This is a genomic window from Amycolatopsis camponoti, assembly GCF_902497555.1.
GTDB classification, from domain to species: domain Bacteria; phylum Actinomycetota; class Actinomycetes; order Mycobacteriales; family Pseudonocardiaceae; genus Amycolatopsis; species Amycolatopsis camponoti.
Genome location: NZ_CABVGP010000002.1, coordinates 3,188,834 through 3,213,297, shown reverse-complemented (window position 1 = coordinate 3,213,297; position 24,464 = coordinate 3,188,834). Strand labels below are relative to the sequence as shown.

Annotated in this window: 17 protein-coding genes; 2 read left to right on the top strand and 15 right to left on the bottom strand. The window is 73.9% G+C overall.

Annotated elements, in window-relative coordinates; translation table 11 throughout:
• Positions 1–86 precede the first annotated feature (86 nt).
• The 5 genes from AA23TX_RS35290 to AA23TX_RS35270 all read right to left on the bottom strand — a co-directional run bounded on the left by AA23TX_RS35290 (position 87) and on the right by AA23TX_RS35270 (position 6,330).
• The gene (locus tag AA23TX_RS35290; protein WP_196425668.1) at positions 87–1,142 is read right to left on the bottom strand and encodes a substrate-binding domain-containing protein; all 1,056 of its coding nucleotides are present in this window, start codon (positions 1,140–1,142) and stop codon (positions 87–89) included.
• A gap of 29 nt (positions 1,143–1,171) precedes the next feature.
• On the bottom strand, positions 1,172–2,170 hold the full coding sequence (locus AA23TX_RS35285) for an ABC transporter permease (protein ID WP_155547015.1): 999 nt from the start codon (positions 2,168–2,170) through the stop codon (positions 1,172–1,174).
• A complete protein-coding gene (locus AA23TX_RS35280) occupies positions 2,167–3,669 on the bottom strand; it encodes a sugar ABC transporter ATP-binding protein (RefSeq protein WP_155547014.1) in 1,503 nt (500 codons plus the stop codon). Before AA23TX_RS35280 ends, AA23TX_RS35285 begins: the two co-directional genes overlap by 4 nt.
• On the bottom strand, positions 3,666–4,850 hold the full coding sequence (locus tag AA23TX_RS35275; RefSeq protein ID WP_155547516.1) for an ROK family protein: 1,185 nt from the start codon (positions 4,848–4,850) through the stop codon (positions 3,666–3,668). Before AA23TX_RS35275 ends, AA23TX_RS35280 begins: the two co-directional genes overlap by 4 nt.
• Before the next feature lie 277 nt (positions 4,851–5,127).
• Positions 5,128–6,330, bottom strand: a complete 1,203-nt coding sequence (locus AA23TX_RS35270) for an ROK family transcriptional regulator (protein ID WP_155547013.1) — start codon at positions 6,328–6,330, stop codon at positions 5,128–5,130.
• 368 nt (positions 6,331–6,698) lie between these two features.
• Here AA23TX_RS35270 and AA23TX_RS50510 point away from each other — a divergent pair, with 368 nt between their 5' ends.
• The gene (locus tag AA23TX_RS50510) at positions 6,699–8,366 is read left to right on the top strand and encodes an eCIS core domain-containing protein (RefSeq protein WP_230862908.1); all 1,668 of its coding nucleotides are present in this window, start codon (positions 6,699–6,701) and stop codon (positions 8,364–8,366) included.
• 462 nt (positions 8,367–8,828) lie between these two features.
• Positions 8,829–10,646 carry an arabinofuranosidase catalytic domain-containing protein gene (locus tag AA23TX_RS35260; RefSeq protein WP_230862907.1) on the top strand — a complete coding sequence of 606 codons (1,818 nt, stop codon included), beginning with the start codon at positions 8,829–8,831 and terminating at the stop codon, positions 10,644–10,646.
• A 60-nt stretch (positions 10,647–10,706) separates the two neighbouring features.
• Here AA23TX_RS35260 and AA23TX_RS35255 read toward each other — a convergent pair whose 3' ends face one another.
• From AA23TX_RS35255 to AA23TX_RS35210, 10 genes are all read right to left on the bottom strand, one after another.
• Positions 10,707–13,448: an AAA family ATPase gene (locus AA23TX_RS35255; protein ID WP_155547012.1), complete on the bottom strand. Its 2,742-nt coding sequence runs from the start codon at positions 13,446–13,448 to the stop codon at positions 10,707–10,709.
• Positions 13,442–16,255: a helix-turn-helix transcriptional regulator gene (locus AA23TX_RS35250; RefSeq protein ID WP_155547011.1), complete on the bottom strand. Its 2,814-nt coding sequence runs from the start codon at positions 16,253–16,255 to the stop codon at positions 13,442–13,444. The genes AA23TX_RS35255 and AA23TX_RS35250 overlap by 7 nt, the downstream gene beginning before the upstream one ends.
• Positions 16,256–16,367: 112 nt before the next feature.
• Positions 16,368–19,151, bottom strand: coding sequence for a helix-turn-helix transcriptional regulator (locus tag AA23TX_RS35245; RefSeq protein WP_155547010.1), 2,784 nt, complete (start codon positions 19,149–19,151; stop codon positions 16,368–16,370).
• 369 nt (positions 19,152–19,520) lie between these two features.
• Positions 19,521–20,252: a 2-hydroxychromene-2-carboxylate isomerase gene (locus AA23TX_RS35240; RefSeq protein ID WP_155547009.1), complete on the bottom strand. Its 732-nt coding sequence runs from the start codon at positions 20,250–20,252 to the stop codon at positions 19,521–19,523.
• An 18-nt stretch (positions 20,253–20,270) separates the two neighbouring features.
• The gene (gene fabG / locus AA23TX_RS35235) at positions 20,271–21,026 is read right to left on the bottom strand and encodes a 3-oxoacyl-[acyl-carrier-protein] reductase (RefSeq protein WP_155547008.1); all 756 of its coding nucleotides are present in this window, start codon (positions 21,024–21,026) and stop codon (positions 20,271–20,273) included.
• A complete protein-coding gene (locus AA23TX_RS35230; RefSeq protein WP_155547007.1) occupies positions 21,023–21,511 on the bottom strand; it encodes a 3-hydroxyacyl-ACP dehydratase FabZ family protein in 489 nt (162 codons plus the stop codon). The genes fabG and AA23TX_RS35230 overlap by 4 nt, the downstream gene beginning before the upstream one ends.
• The gene (locus AA23TX_RS35225) at positions 21,508–21,906 is read right to left on the bottom strand and encodes a 3-hydroxyacyl-ACP dehydratase FabZ family protein (RefSeq protein WP_155547006.1); all 399 of its coding nucleotides are present in this window, start codon (positions 21,904–21,906) and stop codon (positions 21,508–21,510) included. The genes AA23TX_RS35230 and AA23TX_RS35225 overlap by 4 nt, the downstream gene beginning before the upstream one ends.
• Complete coding sequence (locus tag AA23TX_RS35220) at positions 21,903–22,958, bottom strand: beta-ketoacyl synthase N-terminal-like domain-containing protein (protein ID WP_155547005.1); 1,056 nt, start codon at positions 22,956–22,958, stop codon at positions 21,903–21,905. The genes AA23TX_RS35225 and AA23TX_RS35220 overlap by 4 nt, the downstream gene beginning before the upstream one ends.
• Before the next feature lie 15 nt (positions 22,959–22,973).
• Entirely contained in the window at positions 22,974–24,212 is a 1,239-nt protein-coding gene (locus tag AA23TX_RS35215) for a beta-ketoacyl-[acyl-carrier-protein] synthase family protein (RefSeq protein ID WP_230862906.1), read from the bottom strand.
• Positions 24,209–24,463: a phosphopantetheine-binding protein gene (locus AA23TX_RS35210; protein WP_155547004.1), complete on the bottom strand. Its 255-nt coding sequence runs from the start codon at positions 24,461–24,463 to the stop codon at positions 24,209–24,211. Before AA23TX_RS35210 ends, AA23TX_RS35215 begins: the two co-directional genes overlap by 4 nt.
• Position 24,464: the final 1 nt, after the last annotated feature.

Sequence of the window (24,464 nt, the reverse complement as noted above, 5' to 3'; positions counted from 1 at the left end):
CTTGGGTTTCGGTGCCGGTGGTCGTGAGTGAGAAACAGTGTTCTAACCCTGTTTCTCACTCACGACCAGCCGCGGAAGATTGCGGGTCAGGAGTCGAAGCCGACGTCGAGGTACTGGTCGACGTTCTCCTTCGTGACGACCGCGGAGTACGTCGTGATCTCGGCCGGGATGTCGTGCTCGGCCAGGTCGCCGATCCCCTTGCCCTGCCCGAGCAGGCGGGCGAGGGCGACGGCGGTCGAGGCCATCGACGGGCTGTAGAGCACGGTCGCCTTGATCGGCGAAGCGTCGGCCTTGATCAGGTTCATCATGTTCTTCGAGCCGGCGCCGCCGACCATGATGAACTCCTTGCGGCCCGCGGTGTCGATCGCCGCGTTGACGCCGATGCCCTGGTCGTCGTCGTGGTTCCACAGTGCGTCCAGCTTGGGCGCGCCCTGCAGGAGGTTCGCGGTCTGCTGCTCACCCGACTCCGACGTGAACTGCGCCGAGACGCGCGGGCCGACCTTGAACCCGGCCCGCCCGAGCGCGTCCGCGAAGCCCTTGCTGCGTTCCTGGGTCAGCGGCAGCGAATCGATCCCGGCGACCTCGCCGATGACCGGGTTCGCGACGTTCTTCTTCTTGAGCTCCGCGGCGATGTAGTTGCCCGCGTTGACGCCCATCCGGTAGTTGTCGCCGCCGATCCACGTTCTATACGCGAGCGGGGTGTCGAAGACGCGGTCGAGGTTGATCACCGGGATGCCGGCGTCCATCGCCTGCTGCCCGACCGAGGTGAGCGCCTTGCCGTCGAAGGGCAGGATCACCAGGACGTCGACCTTGGCGTTGATCAGCGTCTCCACCTGGGAGATCTGCTGGTTGACGTCGTTGGTGCCCTCGGTGGCGTTGAACTTCACCTCGCTGAACTTCTGCGCCTGGGCCTTGGCGTTCTTGGTGATCGCCGCGATCCAGCCGTGGTCGGCGGCCGGCGCGGAGAAGCCGATCGTGATCGGCTTGCCCGGCTGGGCGTTGTTCCCCGCGTTGGCGACCGGAGCGTTGGACTCCGATGCCGCCGGCGTGTTCGACGTGCAGCCGGCCAGCAGTGCGCCGGCGCCGACGGCGGCCCCGCCCAGCAGGAATCCCCGGCGGCCGAGGAAAGGTTGTTCGGTCATGACGGCCTCCATCGGTGTTGCGGTGGTGACTACGGGCCGGTCCTGGCTTTCCTGGCCCGGAACTGCAAGAGCACGGCGAGCACGATGATCACGCCCTTGGCGATGTTCTGGATGTCGGTGTCCAGGTTGTTGAGCGTGAAGAGGTTGGACAGCACCGTGAAGATCAGCACGCCGATGAGGGTGCCGATCAGCGAGCCGCGGCCGCCGGTGAGCAGCGTGCCGCCGATGACGACCGCCGCGATGGCGTCGAGCTCGTAGAACATGCCGTTCGTGGAGGCGCCCGCCGTCGTCCGCGCGACGACCATGAGCGCGGCGATCCCGCAGCACAGCCCGGCGACGCCGTAGACGAGCGCGAGGTGGCGCTTGACGTTGATGCCGGCCAGCCGCGACGCCTCGATGTTGCCGCCGACCGCGTAGGTCCGGCGGCCGAAGGTGGTGCGGTTGAGCACGACCCAGCCGACCGCGAACACCAGCGCGAACAGCCAGATCAGCACCGGGATGCCGAGCAGGGCGCCGCGGAAGAAGGCGAGGAAGTCCTGGTCGGCGACCACCTGCGTGCGGCGGCCGCTGATCCGCTCGGCCAGCCCGCGCGCCGAGACGTACATCGCGAGCGTCGCGATGAACGGCACGACCTTGCCGTAGGAGACGAGCACGCCGTTGACCAGCCCGCAGCCGAGGCCGACGGCGAGCCCGCAGAGGATCATCACCCACGGCCCGTAGGACTGGGTGGCCAGCGTCGTCAGCCAGACGCTCGAGAGCGCGACGATCGAGCCGACGGACAGGTCGATGCCACCGCTGATGATCACGAACGTCATCCCGACGCTGACCACGCCGATCGCCGCGGCCAGCCGCAGGATCGTGGAGATGTTGCTTTCGGTGAAGAACAGCTCGGGCCGGGTGAACTGGCCGACCAGGCACAGGACGACGAGCACCCCGGCCAGGCCGAGCAGCCGCGGGTCGGCCCGGAAGGCGAACCGCTTCCGTTCGACGGGAAGCGCTTCCTGTGGCGGTGCTTGGGTTTCGGTCATGCCGCGCTCCCCTCCAGAATCACGTCGAGCACTTCGGCCTCGGTCAGGCCGGCGGACGGCCCGTCGGCGAGGACCCGGCCCTCGCGCAGCACCAGCACCCGGTCGGACAGCCCGAGCACCTCGGGGATCTCGCTGGACACCAGCACGATCGCCACGCCGGTCGCCGCCAGCTCGTCGATCAGCCGGTACAGCTCGGCGCGGGCGCCGACGTCGACCCCGCGCGTCGGCTCGTCGAGCAGCAGCACCTTGCACCCGCGCACCAGCCACCGCGCGAGCACCGCCTTCTGCTGGTTCCCACCGGAAAGCGTGCGGACGATCCGGCGCGGGTCGGCGGGCCGGAGGTCGAGGCGCCGCAGGCTGGCGCCGGCGTCGTCGAGTTCCTTGCCGCGCTCGGTGAAGCCGAACTTCGCGTAGCGGGCGAGGCTGGCCAGCGTCACGTTGTGGACCACCGGCAGGTCCAGCAGGAGGCCCTGGCTCTTGCGTTCCTCCGGGGCCAGCCCGACGCCCGCCTTGACGGCGGCGAGCACGCTGCCGGGACGCAGTGGTTTCCCCTGCGCGGCAACGGTTCCGCTGTCGGCCTTGCGCGCGCCGAAGATCGTCTCCAGCAGCTCGCTGCGACCGGACCCGACCAGCCCGGCGATGCCGACGACCTCCCCCGCGTGCACGGTGAAGCTCACGTCCTCGAACTCACCGGCCCGGGTCAGCCCCTCGACTTCGAGTGCCTGCCTGGTCCGGTCGGCGTGCCCGTCGTGGCGCGGCCCGAAGACGGTCTCGACCTTGCGCCCGGCCATCAGCGCGACGAGGTCCGCGGTCGGCGTCGCGGCGGCGTCCAGGCCGGTGCCGACGGTCCGGCCGTCCTTGAGCACGGTCACCCGGTGCCCGATCCGGCGCAGTTCTTCGAGCCGGTGCGAGATGTAGACGACCGCGACGCCGTCGGCGGTCAGCTCGCCGACGATGCGGAAGAGGTTGTCGACCTCCTCGCCGGCCAGCGCGGCGGTGGGCTCGTCCATCACGAGCAGCCGGGCGTCGTGCGCCAGCGCGCGGGCCATCGACACGAGCTGCTGGCCGGCGGCGGAGAGCTTGCCGACCTCGTGCCACGGCCGGATGCCCGGGTGGCCGAGCCGGGCCATCAGGCGGGCGGCCTCGTCGCGGGCCTGCGAGATCCGGGTGAAGCCGAAACGGGCGCGTTCGTGGCCGAGGAAGATGTTGTCCGCCACCGAAAGCCCGGGCACGAGGTCGAGCTCCTGGTACATGGTGGCGATGCCCAGGCGCAGCGCGTCGACCGGCGAACCGAGCGACACGGTCTCGCCCTGCCAGGTGATCTCCCCCGTGTCGGGCTGGTGCGCCCCGGCGAGAACCTTGATCAGCGTCGACTTCCCCGCGCCGTTCTGCCCGAGCAGGCAGTGCACCTCGCCGGGTTCGACGTCGAGGTCGACGCCGTCGAGCGCGCGCACCCCCGGGAAGGTCTTCACGATGCCGCGGACGGAAAGCAGGCTCATACCGAGGCCTCCTCGACGAGCGTCGGGTTCGCGAACAGCCGCTCGGCGGCCAGGTGCGCGGCCCCCCGGAGCGGGGCCCCGAGGCCGAGCCGGGACGGCACCACCCGGGCGTGGCCGAGCGGCCGGACGGCGAGCTCGACGCGGATCGGCTCCACCAGCCAGTCCGCGAGCTCGGCGAAGTAGCCGCCGAGGACGACGACGTCCGGGTCGAGCACGTCGACCACGGTGGACAGGGCGATGCCGAGGGCGACGCCGAGGTCGTGGACCGCGGTGGCCGCGCGCTGGTCCCCTTGCCGGACGCGGTGCTTCAGCTGGGCGACCCGGCCTTCGACGCCGAGGGCGGGATCGTGCAGCGGATCGCCCGGGGGTGCCGCCGCCCGCAGGACGGCCGCCAGGTTCGCCTTCGTTTCGAGGCAGCCGGTCCGGCCGCACGAGCAGCGTTCGCCGGACGGGTCGACGGCGATGTGCCCGACCTCGCCCGCGAACCCGCGCGCGCCGCGGAGGATGGCGCCGCCGGAGACGAGCCCACCGCCGACCGCGGTACCGCCGCCGAGGTAGAACAGGTCGCCGGCGCCGGCGGCCGTCTCGGCGAGCGCGCCGAGGTTGGCGTCGTTGTCCACGGCGATGGCGTCGGCCGGGAGGTTCAGCCGCGCTGCCATCAGGCCGGCGATCTCGGCATCGCGCCAGCGCAGGGCCGGGGCCAGCCGCAGCACGGCCGCGGCCGAGTCGACCAGCCCGGGCACCGAGATCGCGACCCCGACCGGTGGGCCGGGCAGCACCCGGTGAGCGAGGTCGGCGAGCTCGTCCATGCCTCTCTGAAGCCCGAGCGCGGCGACGTCGACGGTCTCCGCCCGCTCGGCCAGCACCCGGCCGGAGAGGTCGGTGACCAGCGCCGAGAGCCGATCGGCCTCGATGCCCAGAGCCAGCGCGTACGCGTCTTCGCCGTGCAGTTCGACCAGTCGGCTCGGCCGTCCGTTGCCGGGCAGGATGCCGGCCGGCCGGACCAGGCCGCGTCCGGCGAGCTCGGTGAGCAGACCGGGAACCGCCGACTTCGCGATCCCGCAGCGGGCCGCGAGCTGCGTGCGCGAGAGCGGGCCGGCGCGCAGCGCCCGCAGGACCGCGGCCAGGTTCGCCGTACGGGGGCTCGCCGGGTCGACGCGCCTCGTTCCGGTGATGGCCACGGTGCCTCTCACTTCTGCTGCGCCCTGCACGGACTTTGTCTCTCAGCCAGCGAAAGTAGGGTGGCGCGCATCACTCGTCAAGGTGATGTAGTCGCGTTACGTCCGGTTTTCACCCGGATAGACGTGCGAAACCGGACAGACTTTCGGTTTGGCAATGCAAAAGTCTGTCCGATTCCGACATTACGAGGGGAAGTTGTCCGGCGACCGAGGGTGAGAGCACGGCGCGGGGTCGTGAGTGAGAAACAGTGTTCTAACGCTGTTTCTCACTCACGAGCCGTCAGCTGCTGAGTGTGAAGGCCCGGTCCGTCGCGGACCAGGCGGCCCCGATCACGCCGGCCGTCTCGCCCAGCTCGGACAGCACGATCGGGAGGTTGCCGGTGGCCAGGGGCAGCGAACGGCGGTAGACCGCGCCGCGTACCTCGGCGAGGAGCTGGTGCCCGAGCTGGGCCACGCCGCCGCCGATCACGACCATGCCCGGGTTGAGGAAGCTCACCAGCGAAGCCACGACCTGGCCGAGCCGGCGACCGCCGTCGCGGATGAGGTTGACCGCGCCGAAGTCGCCCGCCGCGGCCGCGCGGCCGACGTCGCGGGCGGTGACCGCGCCGCGTTCGGTGGCCACCTCGGCGAGGTGGGCCGAGCGGCCGCTGCGGGCCAGGGCCAGCCCGTCGCGGGCCAGCGCGGCGCCGCCGAAGTAGGCCTCCAGGCAGCCGACCTCACCGCACGCGCAGGTCGGGCCGAAGTCGTCGAGGCGGATGTGCCCGATGTCGCCCGCCGTGCCGGCGACCCCGCGGTACACCTTGCCGCCGAGCACGATGCCGCAGCCGATCCCGGTGCCGATCTTGACGAACATCAGGTCGTCGGTCGACCGCGCGACACCCGCGTGCCGCTCCCCCAGCGCCATCGCGTTGACGTCGTTGTCCACCGCGACCGGGCAGCCCCAGAGCCCGCCCAGGTGGTCCCGCACGTTGAACCGGTCCCAGCCCGGCATGATCGGCGGCGCGACCGCCATCCCCTCGGCGAAGCTGACCGGCCCCGGCAGCCCGATGCCCGCCGCGACCAGCCGGCCGGGCGCCTCGTCCCGGATCTTCGCCGCGAGCTCGGCGACCCGCCGCAGCACCGGGTGCGGCCCCTGCCGGACGTCGCAGTCCTCGACGGCGTGCGCGAGCACCTCACACGATGCGTCGGTGACCGCCACACCGACCGACGTCGCGCCGACGTCCACCGAGAGCACCCGCAGGTCGCCCGCGAGCCGGACCAGCGTCGAACGCCGCCCGCCGCGGCTGGCCGACGGCCCGGCGGTCTCGACGAGCCCGACCTCCGCCAGCCGGGTCACCTCGGCTCCGACCCGGGCCCGCGGCAGCTCCAGCCGCTCCCCCAGCTCGACCCGTGACATCGGGCCCTCGTCCCGCAGCAGGGTGAGCAGCCGGGTCTGGTGCCGGGTTTCGACCATCGAGTGCTCCGTGCCGGATGCCGCGCTCATTCGCTTCAGCCTACTGCGTGGGTCGTCCGGCCCCGGGGAGCGCCGCTGGTCGCGGCCGTGGTGCCGAGGAGCGGTCGACGACTGTCGACGGATTGTCGACGGCCCGTGCCAGCGTGACACCCAGGGCGGCTCCCGCCACTCCGGCAGCCGCAGCGTCGCGCGGCCGTCCTCGTCGACGAGCGGAAGCGGGCCCCGGCAGGCCGGCCGGGGAACCGGAGGAGGAGACGATGGGCTCGTCGCAACGGGAACCAGCGGAACGGCAACGCGCGACGGAAGCCGCGAAACCGGAGCGCGCGCCGCGAAGGGCGTCCGCGCCGGATCACCCGGGTGCTCTGCGCAGGGCCGTGGGCAACGCCGCGGTAGCCGCTGTGCACGACGGTGGGACGCCGTTGCCGGACGACGTCCGCCGGACCATGGAGCAGTCGTTCGCCGGCGTGGCGGACGGCATCTCCGCCGGGACGGGCGCGGCGACGGTCAGCGAGCCCGGCGACGCCGGGGAGCGGGAGGCGACCGCCGTCGCGAACCACGTCACGTCGGCCCCGGGCGGACCCGGCCCGGGGCCGGACTTCGGCCCGGTCCGGATCCACACCGGGCCGGCCGCCGACGCGGCGGCCCGGTCGATGTCCGCGGCGGCGTACACGGTCGGTGACGACATCACGTTCGCGGCGGGCCGGTACCAGCCGGGCACCCCGGCCGGCCGCGCCCTCGTCGCGCACGAACTCGCCCACGTCGTCCAGCAGCGACGTCAGGGCGCGCTCGCCATCCAGCGCGCCCCGAACGGCGACCCGCCGGAAGCTCCGCCGGCGCCTCCGGTGCTGGGCGGGCACCCCGGTACCACCGGCACCGTGCGGCTCTACCACTACGGCGACCTCGAAAACCGGGAAACGTTCAGCTCCCCACCCGGCTACCCGCGCCTGACGGACTACGACCAGGGCGTCTCCCAGCAGGACGCGGCGGACCACACCGGTGCTCCGGTCACCGCGAACCTCCGCTACAAGTACGAGCTCACGATCGACCAGCAGTACTTCGAAAAGAACTTCCGTGACATGGGAACGCGAAAGAGCTACTCCGAATTCGGCACCGTCGAGAAGATCCCCGTGCGCTACTTCCGGCGCGTCGCCACGCTGACCGTAAGCGGATCCGGTGGCGGCGGCGGTCCGATAGCCGGTGGGCAGGCGCCGCCGGGAGCCGGCGCGGGGGGCGGCGGGCAGACGTCGCTCGCCAAGCGAGCGGGCGCCGGAGCGGCGCTGGTGATCCTCGGCGCGAGCGTGGCCCTGAACTCGCTCATCGAGCGGGGCAACGCCCGGCGGATCCAGGAGCAGTTCGCGGCGAGGGAACCGGAACTGGCCAAAGAACAGCAGGAGAACCCGACCCTGGGCTTCCTCGTGGCGCTCCGGTTCAGCGGCGGCGGCGCCGGGCTCGAGGGCAGCACGGCGAGCGCGAGGTTCGAAAGTTTGAGCTGGCAGCGCGGCTACACCAGGTCGGAGACGGAAGCGCGGTGGAACAGCACGCCGAGGTTCGGCGAATCCACGTACGAGTTCGTGTGGATCGACCCTCTCGTCACGCCCTCGCCGTCGGTGGTCGCGACACCCTTCGAGAAGGTCGCGCTCGCGCGGTTCGCCGACATCAGCCGGATCGGCTTCCAGAAGGTGCAGTTCAAGGAGTGGGGCGGCTTCGACACCAACGGTGTCAACGGGCCGATCGACGCCACGAAGTGGAAACGAACCGACGCTCGCTCGTACCGGTTCCTCGTGCTCCGGATGCCGCCGCGGATCACCATCCGCAACGTCGTCGGCCGGCCGGCCACGAAGGACGTGCGGTCCGTGGACGTCCAGGTGGCCGGGGGAAGCGTGCCCGCCGTCGATCTCGGCGACGCGACCGCCGTGGCCGTCTGGCCGGCCGACGCGGCCACCGAGGAGCTCTTCGCGCACACCGATCGCGTCAGCGACAAGGAAGGCAAGCTCAGCCCGGTCGTGAACATCGACCGCGTCCGCTGGCTGAGGCCGGCGCAGGTGCAGGTCGTGACCTGGCTCTGAAGGACGGTCAGCTCGGCCGGGGTCGGCAGCCGGCCCGCGTTGTTCACCGGAGTCCCCGGCGACGAGCGCGCGACCGACACCGCCGCCGTCCGCGACGTTGCCCGGCCGGTGCGGGTACCTGGCGATCCGGCCGGCGGCGGCGCGGCTGCGCGCCCGGCCGCCGGCGCCCGACCAGCCTCGGCCCGGCAGCGGCCGTGTCCTTCCCGGCGATGCCGACCTGATCCGCGGCGGCGCCGGATTTGCCCGGGAAATCCTTTTGTGAGAAACGGTTCGCACCCGTTTCGAACCCTTGCACCGTAGTGGACTGGACCATTCGCACGTGCACGGTTGACACGGCCGAGAACCCGGCCATACCCTCCCCACATCCCCATTCGCACTCCCGCATCCCCCTTCTCTCCCGGAAATACAACGTTGTAAAAATCCGCGCAGGTCGCCGCCTGCGGCTTCGAGAGTGAGGTTCCCGTGCCCCGCGGTCGAAAAATCCTCGCCACCCTCACCACGGCCCTGCTCGTCCTCGCGACGATGCTCGGCCTGAGCACCGCCTCCCAGGCCGCCGGCTCCCTGCCGTGCGACATCTACGGCTCCGCCGGCACCCAGTGCGTCGCCGCGCACAGCACCACCCGTGCCCTTTATTCGGCCTACGCCGGCAACCTCTACCGCGTGCAGCGCGCTTCCGACCGCGCCGAAACGAACATCGGCCTGCTCGCCACCGGCGGGTACGCCAATGCCGCCGCGCAGGACTCCTTCTGCGCCGGGACGACGTGCACCATCACGGTGATCTACGACCAGTCCCCCCGCCACAACGACCTCACGGTCGAAGGCCCGGGCACCGCGGGCGGACAGGACGTCGCCGCGATCGCGTCCGCGCTGCCGGTCACCGCGGGCGGGCACAAGGTCTACGGCGTCTACGTCTCCCCCGGCACCGGGTACCGGCACTACGTCGGCGCGGGTGTCGCGGTCAACGGCCAGCCCGAAGGCATGTACATGGTCGCCAGCGGCACGCACGTCAACGGTGGCTGCTGCTTCGACTACGGCAACGTCGAGGCGCAGATCGCCGACACCGGCAACGGCCACATGGACGCCGTCAACCTCGGCACCACCTGCTACTTCCCGCCGTGCACCGGGATCGGCCCGTGGGTGGCGGGCGACCTCGAAAACGGGCTGTTCCAAGGGAACCGCTCCAACACGGCCAACCGCGGCAACGCGACGCCGTTCGTCACGGCGCTGCTGAAGAACAACGGCCAGACCACGTTCGCGCTCAAGGGCGGCAACTCCCAGAGCGGCGGCCTGACCACCTGGTACAACGGCGCGCTGCCCTCGGGCGGGTACACGCCGATGCACCAGGAGGGCTCGATCGTGCTCGGCACCGGCGGCGACAACAGCAACGCGTCCATCGGCTCGTTCTTCGAGGGCGTGATGACCGCCGGCTACCCGACCGACGCGGCGGACGACGCCGTCCAGGCCAATGTGGTCTCCGTCGGGTATGCCGGGTCGACCGGCACACCGCCTTACGCGGCCACGGTTTCCGGCCCCGGCGGCAAGTGCCTCGACGTCGCGGGCGACGACACCGGTGGCAACGGCACCGCCGTGCAGCTGTGGGACTGCCAGGCGAACGCCTCCGACCAGCACTGGGCGCACAACGCGGACTCGTCACTGTCCACTTTGGGCCGGTGCCTCGACGTCGTCGGCAACGGCACGGCGGGCGGCGCGCTGCTGGAACTCTGGGACTGCAACGGCGTGGGCGGCCAGAAGTGGGTGCAGCAGGCCGACGGCTCGCTGCGCAACCCGCAGTCCGGCCGGTGCGTGGACTCGCCGAACGGCGCCACCGCCAACGGCACCCGGCTGCAGATCTGGGACTGCAACAGCTCGGCGGCCCAGAAGTTTTCGGTCACCGGCGGCGGCCCGATCACCGGCCCGGGCGGCAAGTGCGTCGACGTGGCCGGCGACGACCACGGCGTGAACGGGACGGCCGTGCAGCTGTGGGACTGCCAGTCGTTCGCGGTGGACCAGCACTGGTTCCACCTGTCCGGCGGCGCGCTGCGGACGCTGGGCCGGTGCCTGGACGTCGTCGGCAACGGCACGGCGAACGGCGCCCAGGTCGAGCTGTGGGACTGCAACGGCGTCGGCGGCCAGGGGTGGACCCAGCAAGCCGACGGCTCCCTGCGCAACCCCCAGTCCGGCCGCTGCCTCGACTCGCCGAACGGCGCGACGGGCAACGGGACGCGGCTGCAGATCTGGGACTGCAACAGCTCCGCGGCCCAGAAGTTCGCCCTGCTCTGACCCGGGGTCGTGAGTGGGAAACAGGACCAGAACCCTGTTTCCCACTCACGACACCCCCAGTCACCCCGCGCGGGGATCCGCCAGATCGTGGTGGTCGGGAGCCGGCGCCGTACCCCTCACCAGCTCGGCCCGGCCCTTGATGCGCAGCTTCCGGTACGCGCTCGTCAAGTGCTTCTCCACCGCTCGCGTCGTCACCCCCAGCTCGGCCGCGATGTCGCGGTTCCGGCCGCCGCGGGCCACGCGCTCCACGATGCGCTGCTCGGTCGTCGTCAACGCCGGGTCGCTCGCGAACGCGCGGCCGGGCGGGTTCTCGCCCGGCGCCGGGTCGGGGAGGTCGCACAGCAAGCGCAGCCGGCGGCCGCGGCGGAGGTGGTCGTCCGCGTCGGGGACGCCGGGGCGCCTGCCCAGGGCGATCAGCGACTTGGCCAGCTCCAGCCGGTCCCCCGACGTCGCCAGGGCCGCCACCGACTCGTGCAGCAGCCGGATCCCCGGTGGCCCGGCCGCCAGTGCCGCCCGGGCCCGCAACGCCCGGCCGAGCGCCGCCGGGGCGCCCCAGCGCTGCGCGTGCTCGTACTCCCGCTCGACCAGCTCCGCGGCGGGCCCGCGCCGGCCGGCGCGGCTGTGCAGGGTCGCGGCCAGCAGGCGCCACGGGTACCACGCCACGTTCGTCCGCCCGGCCCGGCTCACCTGACGGCCGTAGTCCTCGACGTACTCGATCGCCGTGGGCAGGTCCCCGGCCGTCACCGCCACCGCGCCGTGCACCATCGACAGCTCCCACGGTGCCAGCCGCGCGTCGGCGGCGGCTTGGCGGGCCCGCAGCGCCAGTTCGTCGTCCCGCAGCTCGATCGCCAGGCGCGCCAGCAGGACGACGCAGTCGGTGACCACCGCGGACCAGTCCGGCGCGGCGTGTTCGAGCGCCTCGAGCGCGCGGTCCCTGGCCCGCACCGGGCTGCCCGTCGCGGCCCACAGCTTCGCCTGGTTCGTCCACGCCTGCAGCGCCGCCAGCCCGGGCTCGTCCGCGCCGGGCTGCGCGGCCGCCAGCAACCACGACTCCAGGCCTTCGGTGGCGTCGGCGGCCACCAGCACCGCGGTCACCAGCGGCAGCACGGTGAACATCTGCGCGGGACCGCCGGGTTCCCGGCCCAGGACCCGGTGGGCGAGATCGGCGGCCGCCCGCCGCGGCACCGTCTCGGCTTGCGTGGCCGCGTGCAGCAGGGCGACCACCAGCTCGCGCTGCCCCGGCCCCGCCGGTGCCGGGTCCGGGCCGAGCCGGCGCAGCCGGTCCGCCGCCGCCGTGAACGTGCTCGCGTTGTCCTGCCCGTGCAACCAAAGGCGCGCTTCCAGCCGCGCCCGGAGGTCCTCCTCGCCGCCGTTCGCGGCCAGTTCGACGAGCGTGCCGCGCAGCAGCTCGGTTTCCTCGCGGCTGCGCGCGGTCGCGAGGGCGGGGACGCGGCAGAGCAGGTCCGCCCGCTCGGCCGCGGTCCGCAGCAGGGGAAGCGCTTGCTGGAGGTGCCGGGTGGTGGCGCCGGGGTCGCGTCCGCGTTCGGCCGCGACGAGGTCCGCGAGCAGCACGCCGCGCTCGGACGTCGTGTACAGCAGGGCGTGCCGCAGGTACCGGGCCGCCTGCTCGGCCTCGCCCCGGTCGGCCGCGGCGGCGGCCGCGCCCCGCAGCACCTCGGTCCCCCACGGCGCCGGTTCGGCGGTCGTCGCGAGCAGTTCCCGGGCGATGCGCTCCAGGGGCGCGCCGTCGGTGTAGAGCACCTCGGCCGCGCGCAGCCGCAGCTCGTCCTGTTCGGACACGGTCATGGTGCCCGCGACGGCTTCGGCGATCCGGGCTCCGGCGAACCGGACCCCGTCCGCGGCCAGCAAACCCAGGCGCCGCAACGCTCCGGCGGCCTCTTCGAGGTCCGCCGGGTCCAGCCCGCTCAGCCGCCCGAGCGCCGCGGCGTCGCCGGGCTCGCCGAACGACGTCAGCGCCCGCGCCAGCTCCGCCACCCGGGACGGCTGGGCGCGCAGGCAGCGGGCGATATGGTGGGACGGGCCGGTCGGCCGCAGCGCCAGCACCTCGGCGAGCTGCCCGTCGGCCGGGCGGAGGTCCTCGGCGAGCATCGCGTCCGCCAGCGCCCCCAGGAACATCGGGCTGCCGCCGGTGACCTCGCGGCACGCCGCGGCGAGACGGTCGCCGGCCGGTTCACCGCAGTGGCGTTCGAGGAACGCCCGCGTCCCCGCCGGGGACAACGGCCCGGGCTGCAGGACCACGGCCGCCGCGCGCACCAGGTCGCCGACCACCGGGCGGTCGGCACCGGCGTCGCCGTCGAGCACGGTCGCCACGACCACCAGCGGCATCGCCCGCAGCCGGTTGACGAGGTGGGCCAGCCAGCCCAGCGACTCGGCGTCGGACCACTGCAGGTCGTCCACGAGCAGCGCGACCGGCCGGTCCGCGGCGACTTCGGCGACCAGCACCCACAGCCGGTGCAGGAGAGCGTGCCGTCCCACCGCGAGAGCCGCCGCCTCGGGCGGGCTGACCAGGCTCAGCTCGGCCGGCAGGTCCCGGCCCTCGGCCACCAGCGGTTCCAGCAGCTGCCGGGCCACCCCGTGCGGGAAGCGGCGTTCGGTCGGGGCGGCGGACGCGCGCAGCACGCGCGTCCCCTTCTTCCCGGCGAGCCCGGCCGCGGCGTGCAGGAGCGCCGAGCGGCCGCAGCCGAGCCGTCCGCCGATCACCGCCAGCGAGCCGGTTCCCCGGCCGCCGGCGTCCAGCAGGTCGGCCAGCACCGCCAGCTCGGCGTCGCGCTCGATCAGCATGGCGTCCCGAACTCCCCGTCCTCCAACGCGAACAACGCCCGCAGCTCGGCGCGCCCGGCGACGCCGAAGTGCCGGTAGATCCGGGTGAGCCGCACCTCGACCGCCCGCTTGCCGACCGCCAGCCGCCGCGCGATCTCCGCGTTCGGCAGCCCCTGCACCACCATGTCGACGACCTGCGCCGAGGTCTCCGACAGGGCCTGCCGCTTGCGATCCGCGCGCTGGGCCGAGCCCGCCGGGCGGGGCTGCGCGGCCAGCCGGGCCGTCAGCTCGCGCACCCGTGCCGACTGGGCGTCGAGCCGGTAGGCCTTCGCCAGGCGCCCGGCCTCGTGCAGCAGGCCGGACACCCCGGCCGGCTGGCCGGCGTCGAGCTGCGCCTCGGCGAGCCGGAGCACCGCGGTGACGTACCAGATCCGCTCCGGCGAGTCCCGCAGCGCCTCGACGGCGCGGGTGAGCCGGAACGACGCGCTCCCCGCGGGCAGGGCGATGCCCGCGAACAGGTGGGTCAGCCCGGTCGCGGTCCGGGTTCCCCACGCCCTGGCCAGCTCCCACTCGGCCGTGACCAGTTCTTCCGCGGCTTCCGGGTGGCCCAGGTCGCGCTGGGCGACGCCGGCGAGCGACCGCCAGGGCACCAGCGCCGGGTTGACCCACCCCCGGCTCAGCAGGATCCGGCCGCACTCCTGGAAGTGGTGCAGCGCGGCCCGCGGGCGCTGCCCGGTCCAGTCGAGCAGGCCGCGGGCGAACAGCAGCTGCGTGTCCAGGTGGTGGCGGCCCCGGCGGGCCGCGGTCCCCCGCGTCGGGGTCGCGGCCGCCCGCTCCGCCGCGTCGCGGTCGCCGCGGGCCAGGCCGAGCAGGATCTGCAGGGCCAGCCAGGCCCGGGCCATCGGCGGCGGCCACCGGGTGAGCGGGTAGCCCTCGACCGCGGCCTCGGCGTCGGCCTCGGCGGCCGGGACGCGCCCGCGGCGCAGGCTCAGCCGGCCGCGGGTGAGCAGGGCCAGCGCGGCCGCGGCCCGCGATCCCCGGCGGCGCGCGTCGGCGAGCACGCCGTCGAGGGCCTCCGCCGCTTCCAGGGGGTCGTCGGTGGCCATGAGCGTCCACGCGGCGGCGATCCTCGGCGCGTAGAGGCGGGTGTCGCCCCGGACCGGCGAAAGCGCGATCCTGGCCAGCTTCCGCGCCCGCCGCGGGTCCGTGCCCCGGGTCGCGGTGAGCCAGGCCGCGGCGCCCGCGCGGTCGGGGTCGAGGCGGTCCTCGGCGTAGGCCGCCGGCGGGATCCCGAGTGCCGGGACCCCGTCCGGCGAATCGGTGGCGAGCCAGTGCAACGCGGCCAGGGAGCCGAGATCCGGCGTCGCGGTCCCCGGGGCGAGCCCGTTGAGCAGGCCGGCCGCCCGTTCCGGGGCGCAGCGCGTGACGAGCAGGTCCGCCGCGGCCAGCCGTTCGCCCAGCAGCGGGCCGGCGGTCGGCGTCAGCGCCGCGCGGGCGAGCCGCACCTCCCCGGTGTGCGGGGCCGCGCCGTCGGCGGCCGCCAGCTCCAGCGTGAGCTGCGCCCGGGTGGTGTCCGCGAGCGGTTCGAGCAGCGCGCGACGGTAGTACGGGGCCGCTTCCCCGGCCTGGCCGGCGACGCTCCTCGCCGCGGCGAGGAGGGCGTCGAGCGCCCACCGGGTCCCGGCCGGGCCGGCACCGAGCAGCAGCCGGGCGACGTCCTCCTCCGGCAAAGCGCACCGGTGCGCGAGTTCGGCGGCGGCTCCGTAGAGCTCGGCCCGGTCGGCGCGGGTCATACCGGCCAGGACCCAGGTCGCGATCCCCGGGTCGGCGCACCGCCCGCGGCCCGGCACGAGCCCGATCCCGACGAGCACGCGCCAGGCCCGTGCGGGCGGCAGCGTCTGACGGCCCGCGAGCGGGCCGAGCTGTTCCGGGGTGAGCACGTGCCCGGCGACGACGAACGCGCGCAGCAGCCGCCGCAGGTCGTCGGGCAGCCGGCCGAGCAACCCGAGCATCTGGTCGCGGCGCGCGTCCGCGGCCAGCCGGTCCGGCCGCGCGCCGGGCTCCGGGTCGGTCCGGCAGTGGTCGAGCACCACGCGGACCAGTGCGGGGTTGCCGCCGGTGGCCGCGTGCAGCTCGGTGACGAAGTCTTCGCCACCGGGCCCGGCCCCGTGGGCGCGGACGACCTCGGCGACCCCGGACCGGCTCAGCGGGCGCAGCCGGACGACGTGGGTGGCGTGCCAGTTGAGCCCGGACAGCTGCCAGGGTTCCGCGGTCTCCTGGTCGAAGAACGGCAGGACGACACCCGCCCCCGTGATGACGACCAGCAGCGGCACCTGCCACAGCCGCCGGAGCAGCGCGCCGAGCCAGGCTTTGGAGCTGTCGTCCATCAGGTGGGCGTCATCGAGCAGGAGCAGCACGGGCCGGCGGCGGGCGGCCTCGACGAAGGGGTGCCACAGCTCGGGAGAGCCGGGATCACCGGGAGCCCCGGCGGCGAGCAGCTCACCCAGGGCGCGCCCGAGCGCCCGATCGGGCAGCGCGGAGGCCAGCTGCGAGACGACGCCGAACCGCAGCGCCGACTCGGTCAGCGAGCCACGAGCGCTGAGTACTTGGATCGGCCGGCCGGCACCCTGGGCGGCGAGCAGTGAGAGCAGGCTGGTGCGGCCGGTGCCGGGCAGGCCGGTGACGACGGCGATCCCGGAGTGGCCTTGTTCGAGGTCGGTGAGCAGGCCGGTGAGCAGCGCGGTTTCGCTGACCCGCTCGGCGAGCAGTGCGGTCCCGGAGGTCCCGGCGAGCACGGTCATCCCGCGGCCCGCCGTGCTCGAGTCCACTTAGGACAGAGGTTCTCCCGGCGACCGGCGGCGCGGATCGCGGCCGCAGCACCCCCGCCGCCCGCCGACGCGGCTTCCGCTGTCGCTACCGCGAAACCTCTTCCGCCGTCCCTCATCGGGCGTCCCGCCGGTTCAGCTCCGCCGCCAAATCGGCGCGGCCTCCCACGTTCAGCTTCTTGTACACGCTCGTCAAGTGCATCTCCACCGTGCGCACCGTGACGAACAGTGCCTCCGCTATCGCGCGGTTGCCGTCGCCGCCGGCGGCCAGCTCGGCCACTCGGCGCTCGCTGCCGGTCAGCGTGTCCAGGGCCGATCCTCCCTGGGGGCCCGGGCGGCCGCCCGCCGCGAGGAGGGCCGCGCGGGCCGCGTCGAGCAGGTGCCGGTCGCCCGTGCGGGTGCAGCCGTCGGCCGCGCGGCGCAGGTGCTCTCGCGCGCCCCGGCGGTCGTCGCGGGCCAGCAACGCCCGGCCCAGCGAGTACTCCGCGCGCTGGTGCTCGCGCGGACCCGGGCCGCCCTCGAAGATTCGCGCCGCCTCGGTGAGCAGCTCGACTCCCCGGTCGCCGTCCGTCGTGACACCGGCCGCCAGCAAACCCATACCCACCGCCCGGGGTGTGCCCCACCGCGCGGCCAGCGACTGGCCGTGCTCGGCCAGTTCCCGGCCCTCCGAAAGGCGACCAAGGTCGGCCAGCAGGCACGCGCCTTCCAGCCACCACGGCGCGAAGACCGGGTTCGCCATCCCCGCGCCGGCCAGGCTCTCGCCGCACGTACGCAAGTGCCGCAGCGCGCCGTCCGAGTCACCGAGGGCCGCGCGCGCCTGGGCCCGCGCCATCAGGTACCAGTGGTACTCCAGCGCGAAGCGGTCGAGGCGGGGACGGGTGATGCCGTCGAGCAGCTCCTCGGCACGGGCCGCGTCGCCGCGCGGGACCAGCACCGTCGCCAGCGCGATCCGCGGCATCGTGGTCGTCTCGCCCCAGGACTCCTGGTGGGCCAGGTCGAAGCTGACCTGCGCGTCCGCCCCGGCCTCGGTCAGGTCGCCCGCCCAGTGCCAGAACATCGCGCGCGTGCACTGCGCGAGACAGTACGTCCACGCGTCCCCGGCGCCGCTCGCGTGCTCGATCAGCCGGCCCAGCGCGTCCTGCGCGGGTTTCAGCTCGTCGGCGAGCTGGAGCGCCAGCCCCGCCCCCAGCGCCGCCCAGCCACCCAGCCCGGCCGGGTCGACGCGCAGCGCCCGGGTCGCCTCCGCGGCCACCGTCGCCGCCGAATCGCCTTCCAGCGCCCGCGCCGCCGCCCGCATCCCGAGCAGCTGGCACTCGGCCGGATCGTCCCCGGCCGGGGTGGGCTGCTCGCGGACGCGGGCGAGCGCGGCGGGCACCGTGCCCTTCTCGTCGAGCCCGGTGATCAGCGCCATCGACTCGACGAGCGTGCGCAGTCCCGCGTCGGCCACGGACCGCGGTTCGCCGAGCCGGGTGTCCAGCTCGCCGGCGACGTCGCGCAGCACGGTCACCGCCTCCGGCGCGCGCTGGACGGCCAGGGCGACCATGCCGAGCCGGACGGCGATCCGCGCCCGCTCCCGCACGTCCGTGGCCAGCACCCGCGCCCGCTCCAGCAGCTCGAACGCCGCGAACGGTTCCGCCGGCGCCAGCGCGGCCGCCAGCTCCAGCAGCAGGCCGACGTCGTGCGGGTGGAAGGCCAGTGCCCGCTTCAGGTACCGCGCGGCGGTGCCGGGCGCGCCGCGGCCGGTGGCGCTCTTCGCCGCCTCCCGCATGATGCCGGCCATCCACTCCTCGTCGAGCTCCGGCAGCAGGAGCAGGTGCCCCGCCACCTCCTCGGCCGGCCGGCCCGCGTCGCTGAGCAGCCGGGCGGCGCGGCGGCGCCACCGCGCGGGCTCGCCGGCGCCCCCGGCGTCGAGGATCGCGGCCCGGACCAGCTCGTGCACGAACTCCCGGGTGCCGTCGAGCAGAATCTCGTGCGCCTGCAACGTCTCCAGGGCCGCCGACACGACGGCGCCGGGTACCTCCGCGAGCTTCGCGAGCAGGTCCGGTTCGTCGTTCCCGAGCACCGCGACGGCCATGGCGACGGCGCGGGTGGGCGCCGAGAGCCGGTCGAGGGTCGAGGTCGCCAGGACGGCGCGGCCCGAACCGGCGACCGACGACAGCGACACCGGCTCGTCGCCGGTCCGCGCGCGGGAGAGCTCGCCGAGCATCCGCCGCAGCAGCAACGGGTTCCCGCCGGTCTCGGCGAGGCACGTGCGGGCGAACAGGCCGTCCGGCGTGGCCAGGGGTTCCGGGATCAGCTCGGCCACCGCGTCGAGCGGCAGCGGGCCGAGGTCGAGGGTCCGCGTGTCGTGCGCCCCCGCGATCTCGGCGAGAGTACCGTCGGCCGCCGTCCCGCTCCGCTGCGCCAGCACCACGAGCAGCGGGAGGTCCCCGGCCCGGCGCACCAGGTACTCCAGCCAGCGCAGTGAACTTTCGTCGCACCACTGGACGTCGTCGACGACCAGGACGAGCGGTCCCGGGGTCGCGAGCGACGCGGCCAGCCAGTACAGCCCGTGCTGCACGGCGAAGGAGCTCACGGCGGGCGCCGAGGCCGCCGCGTCCGTGCTCAGCGCGTGCCGGGCGAACCGGGCGCTGCCCTGCAGCAAGGACTCCTCCGGTGCCAAGGGCGCGAACAGGTCCCGCACGACGCCGTAGGCGGTGTTCGCGTCCTTCCGCGTCCCCGCGGCGGTCAGGATCCGGCCCGGCTCCGGCAGGTCCGCCGCCGCGTCGTGCAGCGCCGCGGCGAGGAGGCTGGTCTTGCCGATCCCCGCCGGGCCGCGCACGAGCAGCGCGTGGCCGTCACCGTCCTCGGCCCGCCGCCTGCTCGCGGTGAAACGGGCGAGCTCTCTCCGACGCCCCACCAGCCTGGCCGGCGGTGGGGGGAACGGGGTCCGGGAAGACAAGGGCCACCTACCGTTTCCGCTCGGCGAGCCCACCCGGACGACGGAGATCGCTCCGCTGGGTGGGTCCGCTGCGACAGTCCGTGATCGAGGTCCAAGAAATCACACGGCCGTCATGCGGACAAGGGGCTGCACGGGCGATTCAGGGGAAGCCGGGTAATCACGGGCAAGAAGCCTGTCCCGGACGGGCAGGAAATGTATTTGAAATTCTTTCGCCTTTCACTTTCCGGTCACCCGACCGGTAAACCACCCCACCCGCACGTATACCGCTGAACGGTGCACCGGCTTTTGTCCGGTTATCAACTTTCGGCTCACCGTATCAACTTTCGGCTATCCGCAACCGCCCGCGTGTCCACCATCCGAGACGGCCCGGGCCAGTTCGGCGAATTCCCGCCGCTCATCCGAGCCCGATTCCGCGGTTGTGGTGGCGGGCGTGGTGGCGGTGCGGGCCCGCCACGCGTCGAGGAACCGGCCGAGCCGGTCGGTGCCCCAGAACTTCTCGCGTCCCAGGACGAACATCGGCACGCCGAAGACGCCGTCGTCGGCCACCCGGGCGAGGACGTCGATCCCCCGCTCCCGCAGCCGCTCGTCGCCGGCCGCCCCGGCACAGCGGGCCGGGTCGAGCCCGAGCCCCGCGGCGATCGCGCCGATCACCGCCGGGTCGGAGATGTCTTCCCCGCGTTCCCAGCGCGCCGCGCAGACGCGGTCGAGGAACGGACGCCCCATGCCCTCGTCGGTCGCCGCGAGGTAGGCCAGGTGCGCGACCTCCCACACCGGTGCCCGGTCGACCGGCCAGATCATCGGCAGGCCCCGTTCCTTCGCGAGCCGCCGGGTGTCCTGCAGGATGTAGAAGTTCTTGGCCCGGGACATCGGCACCACCGGCAGCTCGATCCCGCGCTCGGCGAGCATCCGCTCCGAGAGCGGATCCGGTTCCCAGACCGGGATCCACTCCGCGGCGTGCAGCACCGCCGGCTCGGTTTCCAGCAGTTCCCGGTAACAGAACCACGAATACGGGCTCCGCAGGGAGAAATACCACCGCGGTTGCGCGTTCCTGCGCGCCATGAACGGACTCCTTCGCACTCAGACGGTGATTCCACCGTCGATCTGGAAAACGGAACCGGTGACGTAGGCCGCGCGCGGCGAAGCGAGGAAGGAAACCAGGTCGGCCACCTCGTCCGCCGTTCCGAACCGCCGCAGCGGAATGGCCTTCAGCATCTTCTCGCGGGCGGACTCCGTCATCACCCGCGTCATCTCGGTGTCGATGATCCCCGGCGCCACGGCGTTGGCCCGGATGCCGTACCGGCCGACCTCCTTGGCCAGCGCCTTGGTGAACCCGATGATCCCGGCCTTGCTCGCCGAATAGTTCGTCTGCGTCGCGTTCCCGTACACCCCCGAAACCGACGACAGGTTCACGACGCAGCCCGCACGCCGTTTCATCATCGCGAAGACCGCCGGACGGCAGACGTGGTAAACGCCGTCGAGATTCGTGTGGACGACGTCGTTCCACTGGTCGTCGGTCATCAGGGCGAGGGGCTGGTCGCGGGTGATCCCGGCCGAGGTGACCACCACCCCGACCGGGCCCAGCTCGCCCTCGACGCGGTCCACCCAGTCCCGCACCTCGGCCGGCCTGCCGACGTCGACGCGCACCCCCAGGGCGCGTACGCCGGACTCGCCGGCCAGCTTCTCCACCTCGGTCGCCGCCCGTTCGTCCGAGCGATAGCAGAACCCGACGTCCCAGCCGTCCTCGGCCAGCCGCCGGACCACGGCCGCGCCGATCCCCCGCGACCCGCCGCTGACCAGGGCCACCCGCGGGGCGGCGTCCGTTTCCTCGCTCATCCCTCTCCCGTCCCGTTGTCCTCGATCGTGTCCAGGTCCGCCTCGGGCCGGAACGCCAGCGTCATGCGCTCCACGCTGAGCACCGGGCGCCCGTCCGCCGTGCTTTCGCCGGCGACGATCGCGCTGTCGTCGAACACGCGGACCACGTGCAGCCGGTGCTCCACCAGGTCGCCGGGGAACACCTTGCCGTGGAACCGGACGCCGGCGACCGCGCCGATCAGCGTCACCCGCCCGGCGCCGGACGCGCCGCCGGTGACGCCGAGCACCCCGGCCGACTGCGCGAAGGACTCGACGAGCAGCACGTCCGGGTAGGCGAGCTGGTCCTCGGTGACGTCCTCGCCGAGGGTCGCGTACCACGGCTCGTTCGCGGTCACGGCCTTGACCGTGACCACCCGCTCCCCCGGTTCCAGCTCGACGACCCGGTCCACCAGCAGGATCGGGTACCGGTGCGGCAGCAGCTCCCGCACGCCCGCGCCGCCGATCACGCCGCGTCCTCCGCGTAGTGCAGCCGGACGGTCGCCGCCCGGCCCCGCGCGGTGCCGATCTTCGCCGAGACGCGCCAGCCGCCGTCCTCCCGCTTCCAGTCCAGCGCCAGCTCGAGCACGTCACCCGGGACGACGGCGGAGACGAAGCGGGCGGACCCCAGTTCCGCCAGCCGCAGGTCCCCGGCGCCCGGCGGCCGGGCCGCGACCGCGCCTTGATGCACGCACTCGACCAGGCAGACGCCCGGGAACAGCGGGAGTCCCGGGTAGTGGCCCGCGAAGACCGGTTCGATCTCGCGGACCCCGAACCGGGCCTTCGAGCGCCAGCCGCCGTCCGCGTGCGCGCCGCTCTCCAGCACCTCCACCGTCCCCCGGACCGGGCTCGCCGAGCCGGTCAACGCTCGTCCCCCGCCAGCCGGAAGACACCGCAGGCGACGGAACCATCGGCGTCGGCCGAGGTCACCACCGCGACCCGCGCGCCCGTCTCGGCCTCGCCGAGCGCGGCCGCCACCCCGAAGCACGCCGAGGCGGCACCGGTGTCCCCGATCAGCGCGCCGACGTCGAGCCGCCGGCCCGCGCCGAACACCGTGTCCAGGACTTCGCTCTCCTGCGCGCCGGTCCGGCCGCCCGCCCCGGAGGGCACGACCACGTCCACCGCCGCCGGGGCGACGCCGGCTTCGTCCAATGCCGCGAGCACGCAGTCTCGCAAGGCTGCGCGCGAGTCGTCGGCCGCGAAGACCCGGGAGGTGATCGCGAGGACCCGCGGCCGGCCCGCGGCCGCGGACCCGGCCCGCTCCAGCAGCACCATGCAGGCACCCTCGCCGAGCGGCCGGGGCGCCGGTTCGCCGTCGCGGCTGTGGAAGTCGAGCCACGACCGGTCGCCGGAGCACTCCTCGGCCCCACCGACCAGCACCGTGTCCGCTCGCCCGCGGGCGATCAGCCGGGTCGCGTAGCGGAACGCGGACAAGCCCGAAACGCGGCCGCTGGCCAGGGTGACGTTCGGCCCGTTGAGGCCGTACCAGATCGCGCAGCGGCCCGCGGCGCAGTTCATCACCGTGTTGGGCATGCGGGCCGGGTCGACGTGGTAGGGCTTGTCCCCGAGCAGCGACGACCGCGTGAAGTCCATCATGCTCTGCGTGCTCCCGCTCGTGGCGAGCACGAGCCCGGTGCCGCCGGGCGCGGCCCCGGCGTCGAAGACCTGCCCCACCGCGGTGACCGCCAGTGCCGTCACCCGGTCCATCGCGCGGGTTCCCTTGCGGCCCAGCACTTCCCGGACGTCGAAGTCCGGGACGGCGTGGCCGCGTTCGCCGGGCACGCCGCCCTCGGCCGGCTCGGTGTGCCGGGCGGGCTCGCCGGTGCGCAGCCCGTCCAGGAAATGCTTGCGGTCGATCCCGAAGGGCGACACCGCGGACCACGCGGTGATCACCGCGCCGGTCGCCGTTGCGCTCATCTGCTCACTCCCTCACTAGGCTGCGCGGCCGGACCCGGCCAGTGCCGGGTAGCGGCCGAGGACGACGCTCGCGTTGTTGCCGCCGAACGCCATCCCGTTGTTCTGCACGACGTCGATCTCGGCGTCGACGGCGTGGTTGGGCACGCAGTCGACCGCGCACTCCGGGTCGGTCTCGACGTGGTTGATGGTCGGGAACACGAAGCCTTCGCGGATCGCCAGCGCACCCGCGATCGCGGCGAGCGCGCTGGCCGCCCCCATGGTGTGGCCGAGCATGGACTTGAGCGACACCGTGCGCGGGGCGTCGGCGCCGAAGACGTCGTGGATGGCGCCGCATTCGGTGACGTCGTTGGCCTTCGTGCCCGTGCCGTGCGCGGAGACGAGGTCGACCTGGGCCGGGTCGAGCCCGGCGTCCTCGAGGGCCAGCCGCATGCACTGCGCGACGCCGTCCTGGTTGGGCGCCACCTGGTGGTAGGCGTCGCAGTTCAGGCCGTACCCCAGTACCTCGGCGTGGATCCGGGCGCCGCGGGCGAGCGCGGAGTCCAGCGTCTCCAGCAGGAGCACGCCGGCCCCCTCGCCGGTGAGGATGCCCTTGCGGCCGACGTCGAACGGGCGGCAGTTGTCCGGCGCGATCGTGCCCAGCCGGTAGAACCCGGCGAAGGTCTTGCGGCAGATGGCGTCGGCGCCGCCGCACAGCGCGAACTCCGCTTCGCCCGCCTTGACCGCGTCGAAGCCGTACCCGAGCGCGTAGTTGCCCGCCGAACACGCCGTGGCGATGGTGGTCGCCTCGACGTCGCCCAGCTCCAGCTCCCGGGCGATCGCCGTGGAGAGCCGGCTCGGCGGCACCCGCCGGACCTGCTGCGGCGTCAGCGACTCCGGCCCGCCGGCGATCCCCGCCGCGGCGAGCTCGTCCAGCTCGTTCGACTCGCCGTCGGTGGTGCCGACCGCGACCATCCCGCGCCGGGACCGCAGGTCCTCGGGCGCCAGGCCGGCGTCGTCCAGGGCCATCCGGGCCGCCGCCACCGCGAACCGGGTGGCCCGGCCCAGCGACTCCACCGGCAGGTTCCGGATCCAGTCGCCGGGTTCGAACCCGCGCACCTCGCAGCCGCGGGAGTGCTCGAAGCCGGTGGTGTCGAACGCGGTGATGTCCCGGGCGCCGCTGCGCCCGGCCCGCAGGCCGGCCGCGAACTCGGTGGCGCCGAGGCCGATGCTCGACAGCGCGCCGAGCCCGGTGAGCACCACCCGGTGGCCGGTCACCAGCCCGCGCTCTCTGCGACCACTTCGTGGACGGCGGTCAGGTTCACCATCCGCGGCAGCTCGGCCTGCTCGATGGTCACCTTGAACTCCTTCTCCAGCAACGCGAGGATCTCGATCGCCAGCAGCGAGTCGGCGCCGTGGTCGTCGATGAAGAGGCTGGTCGGGGTCATCTCGTCCTCGTCGATCTCCAGGACGTCGCAGACGATCTCCTTGATCCGGGCGGTGCGCGTGGAGGTTTCGGTACTGGTCATC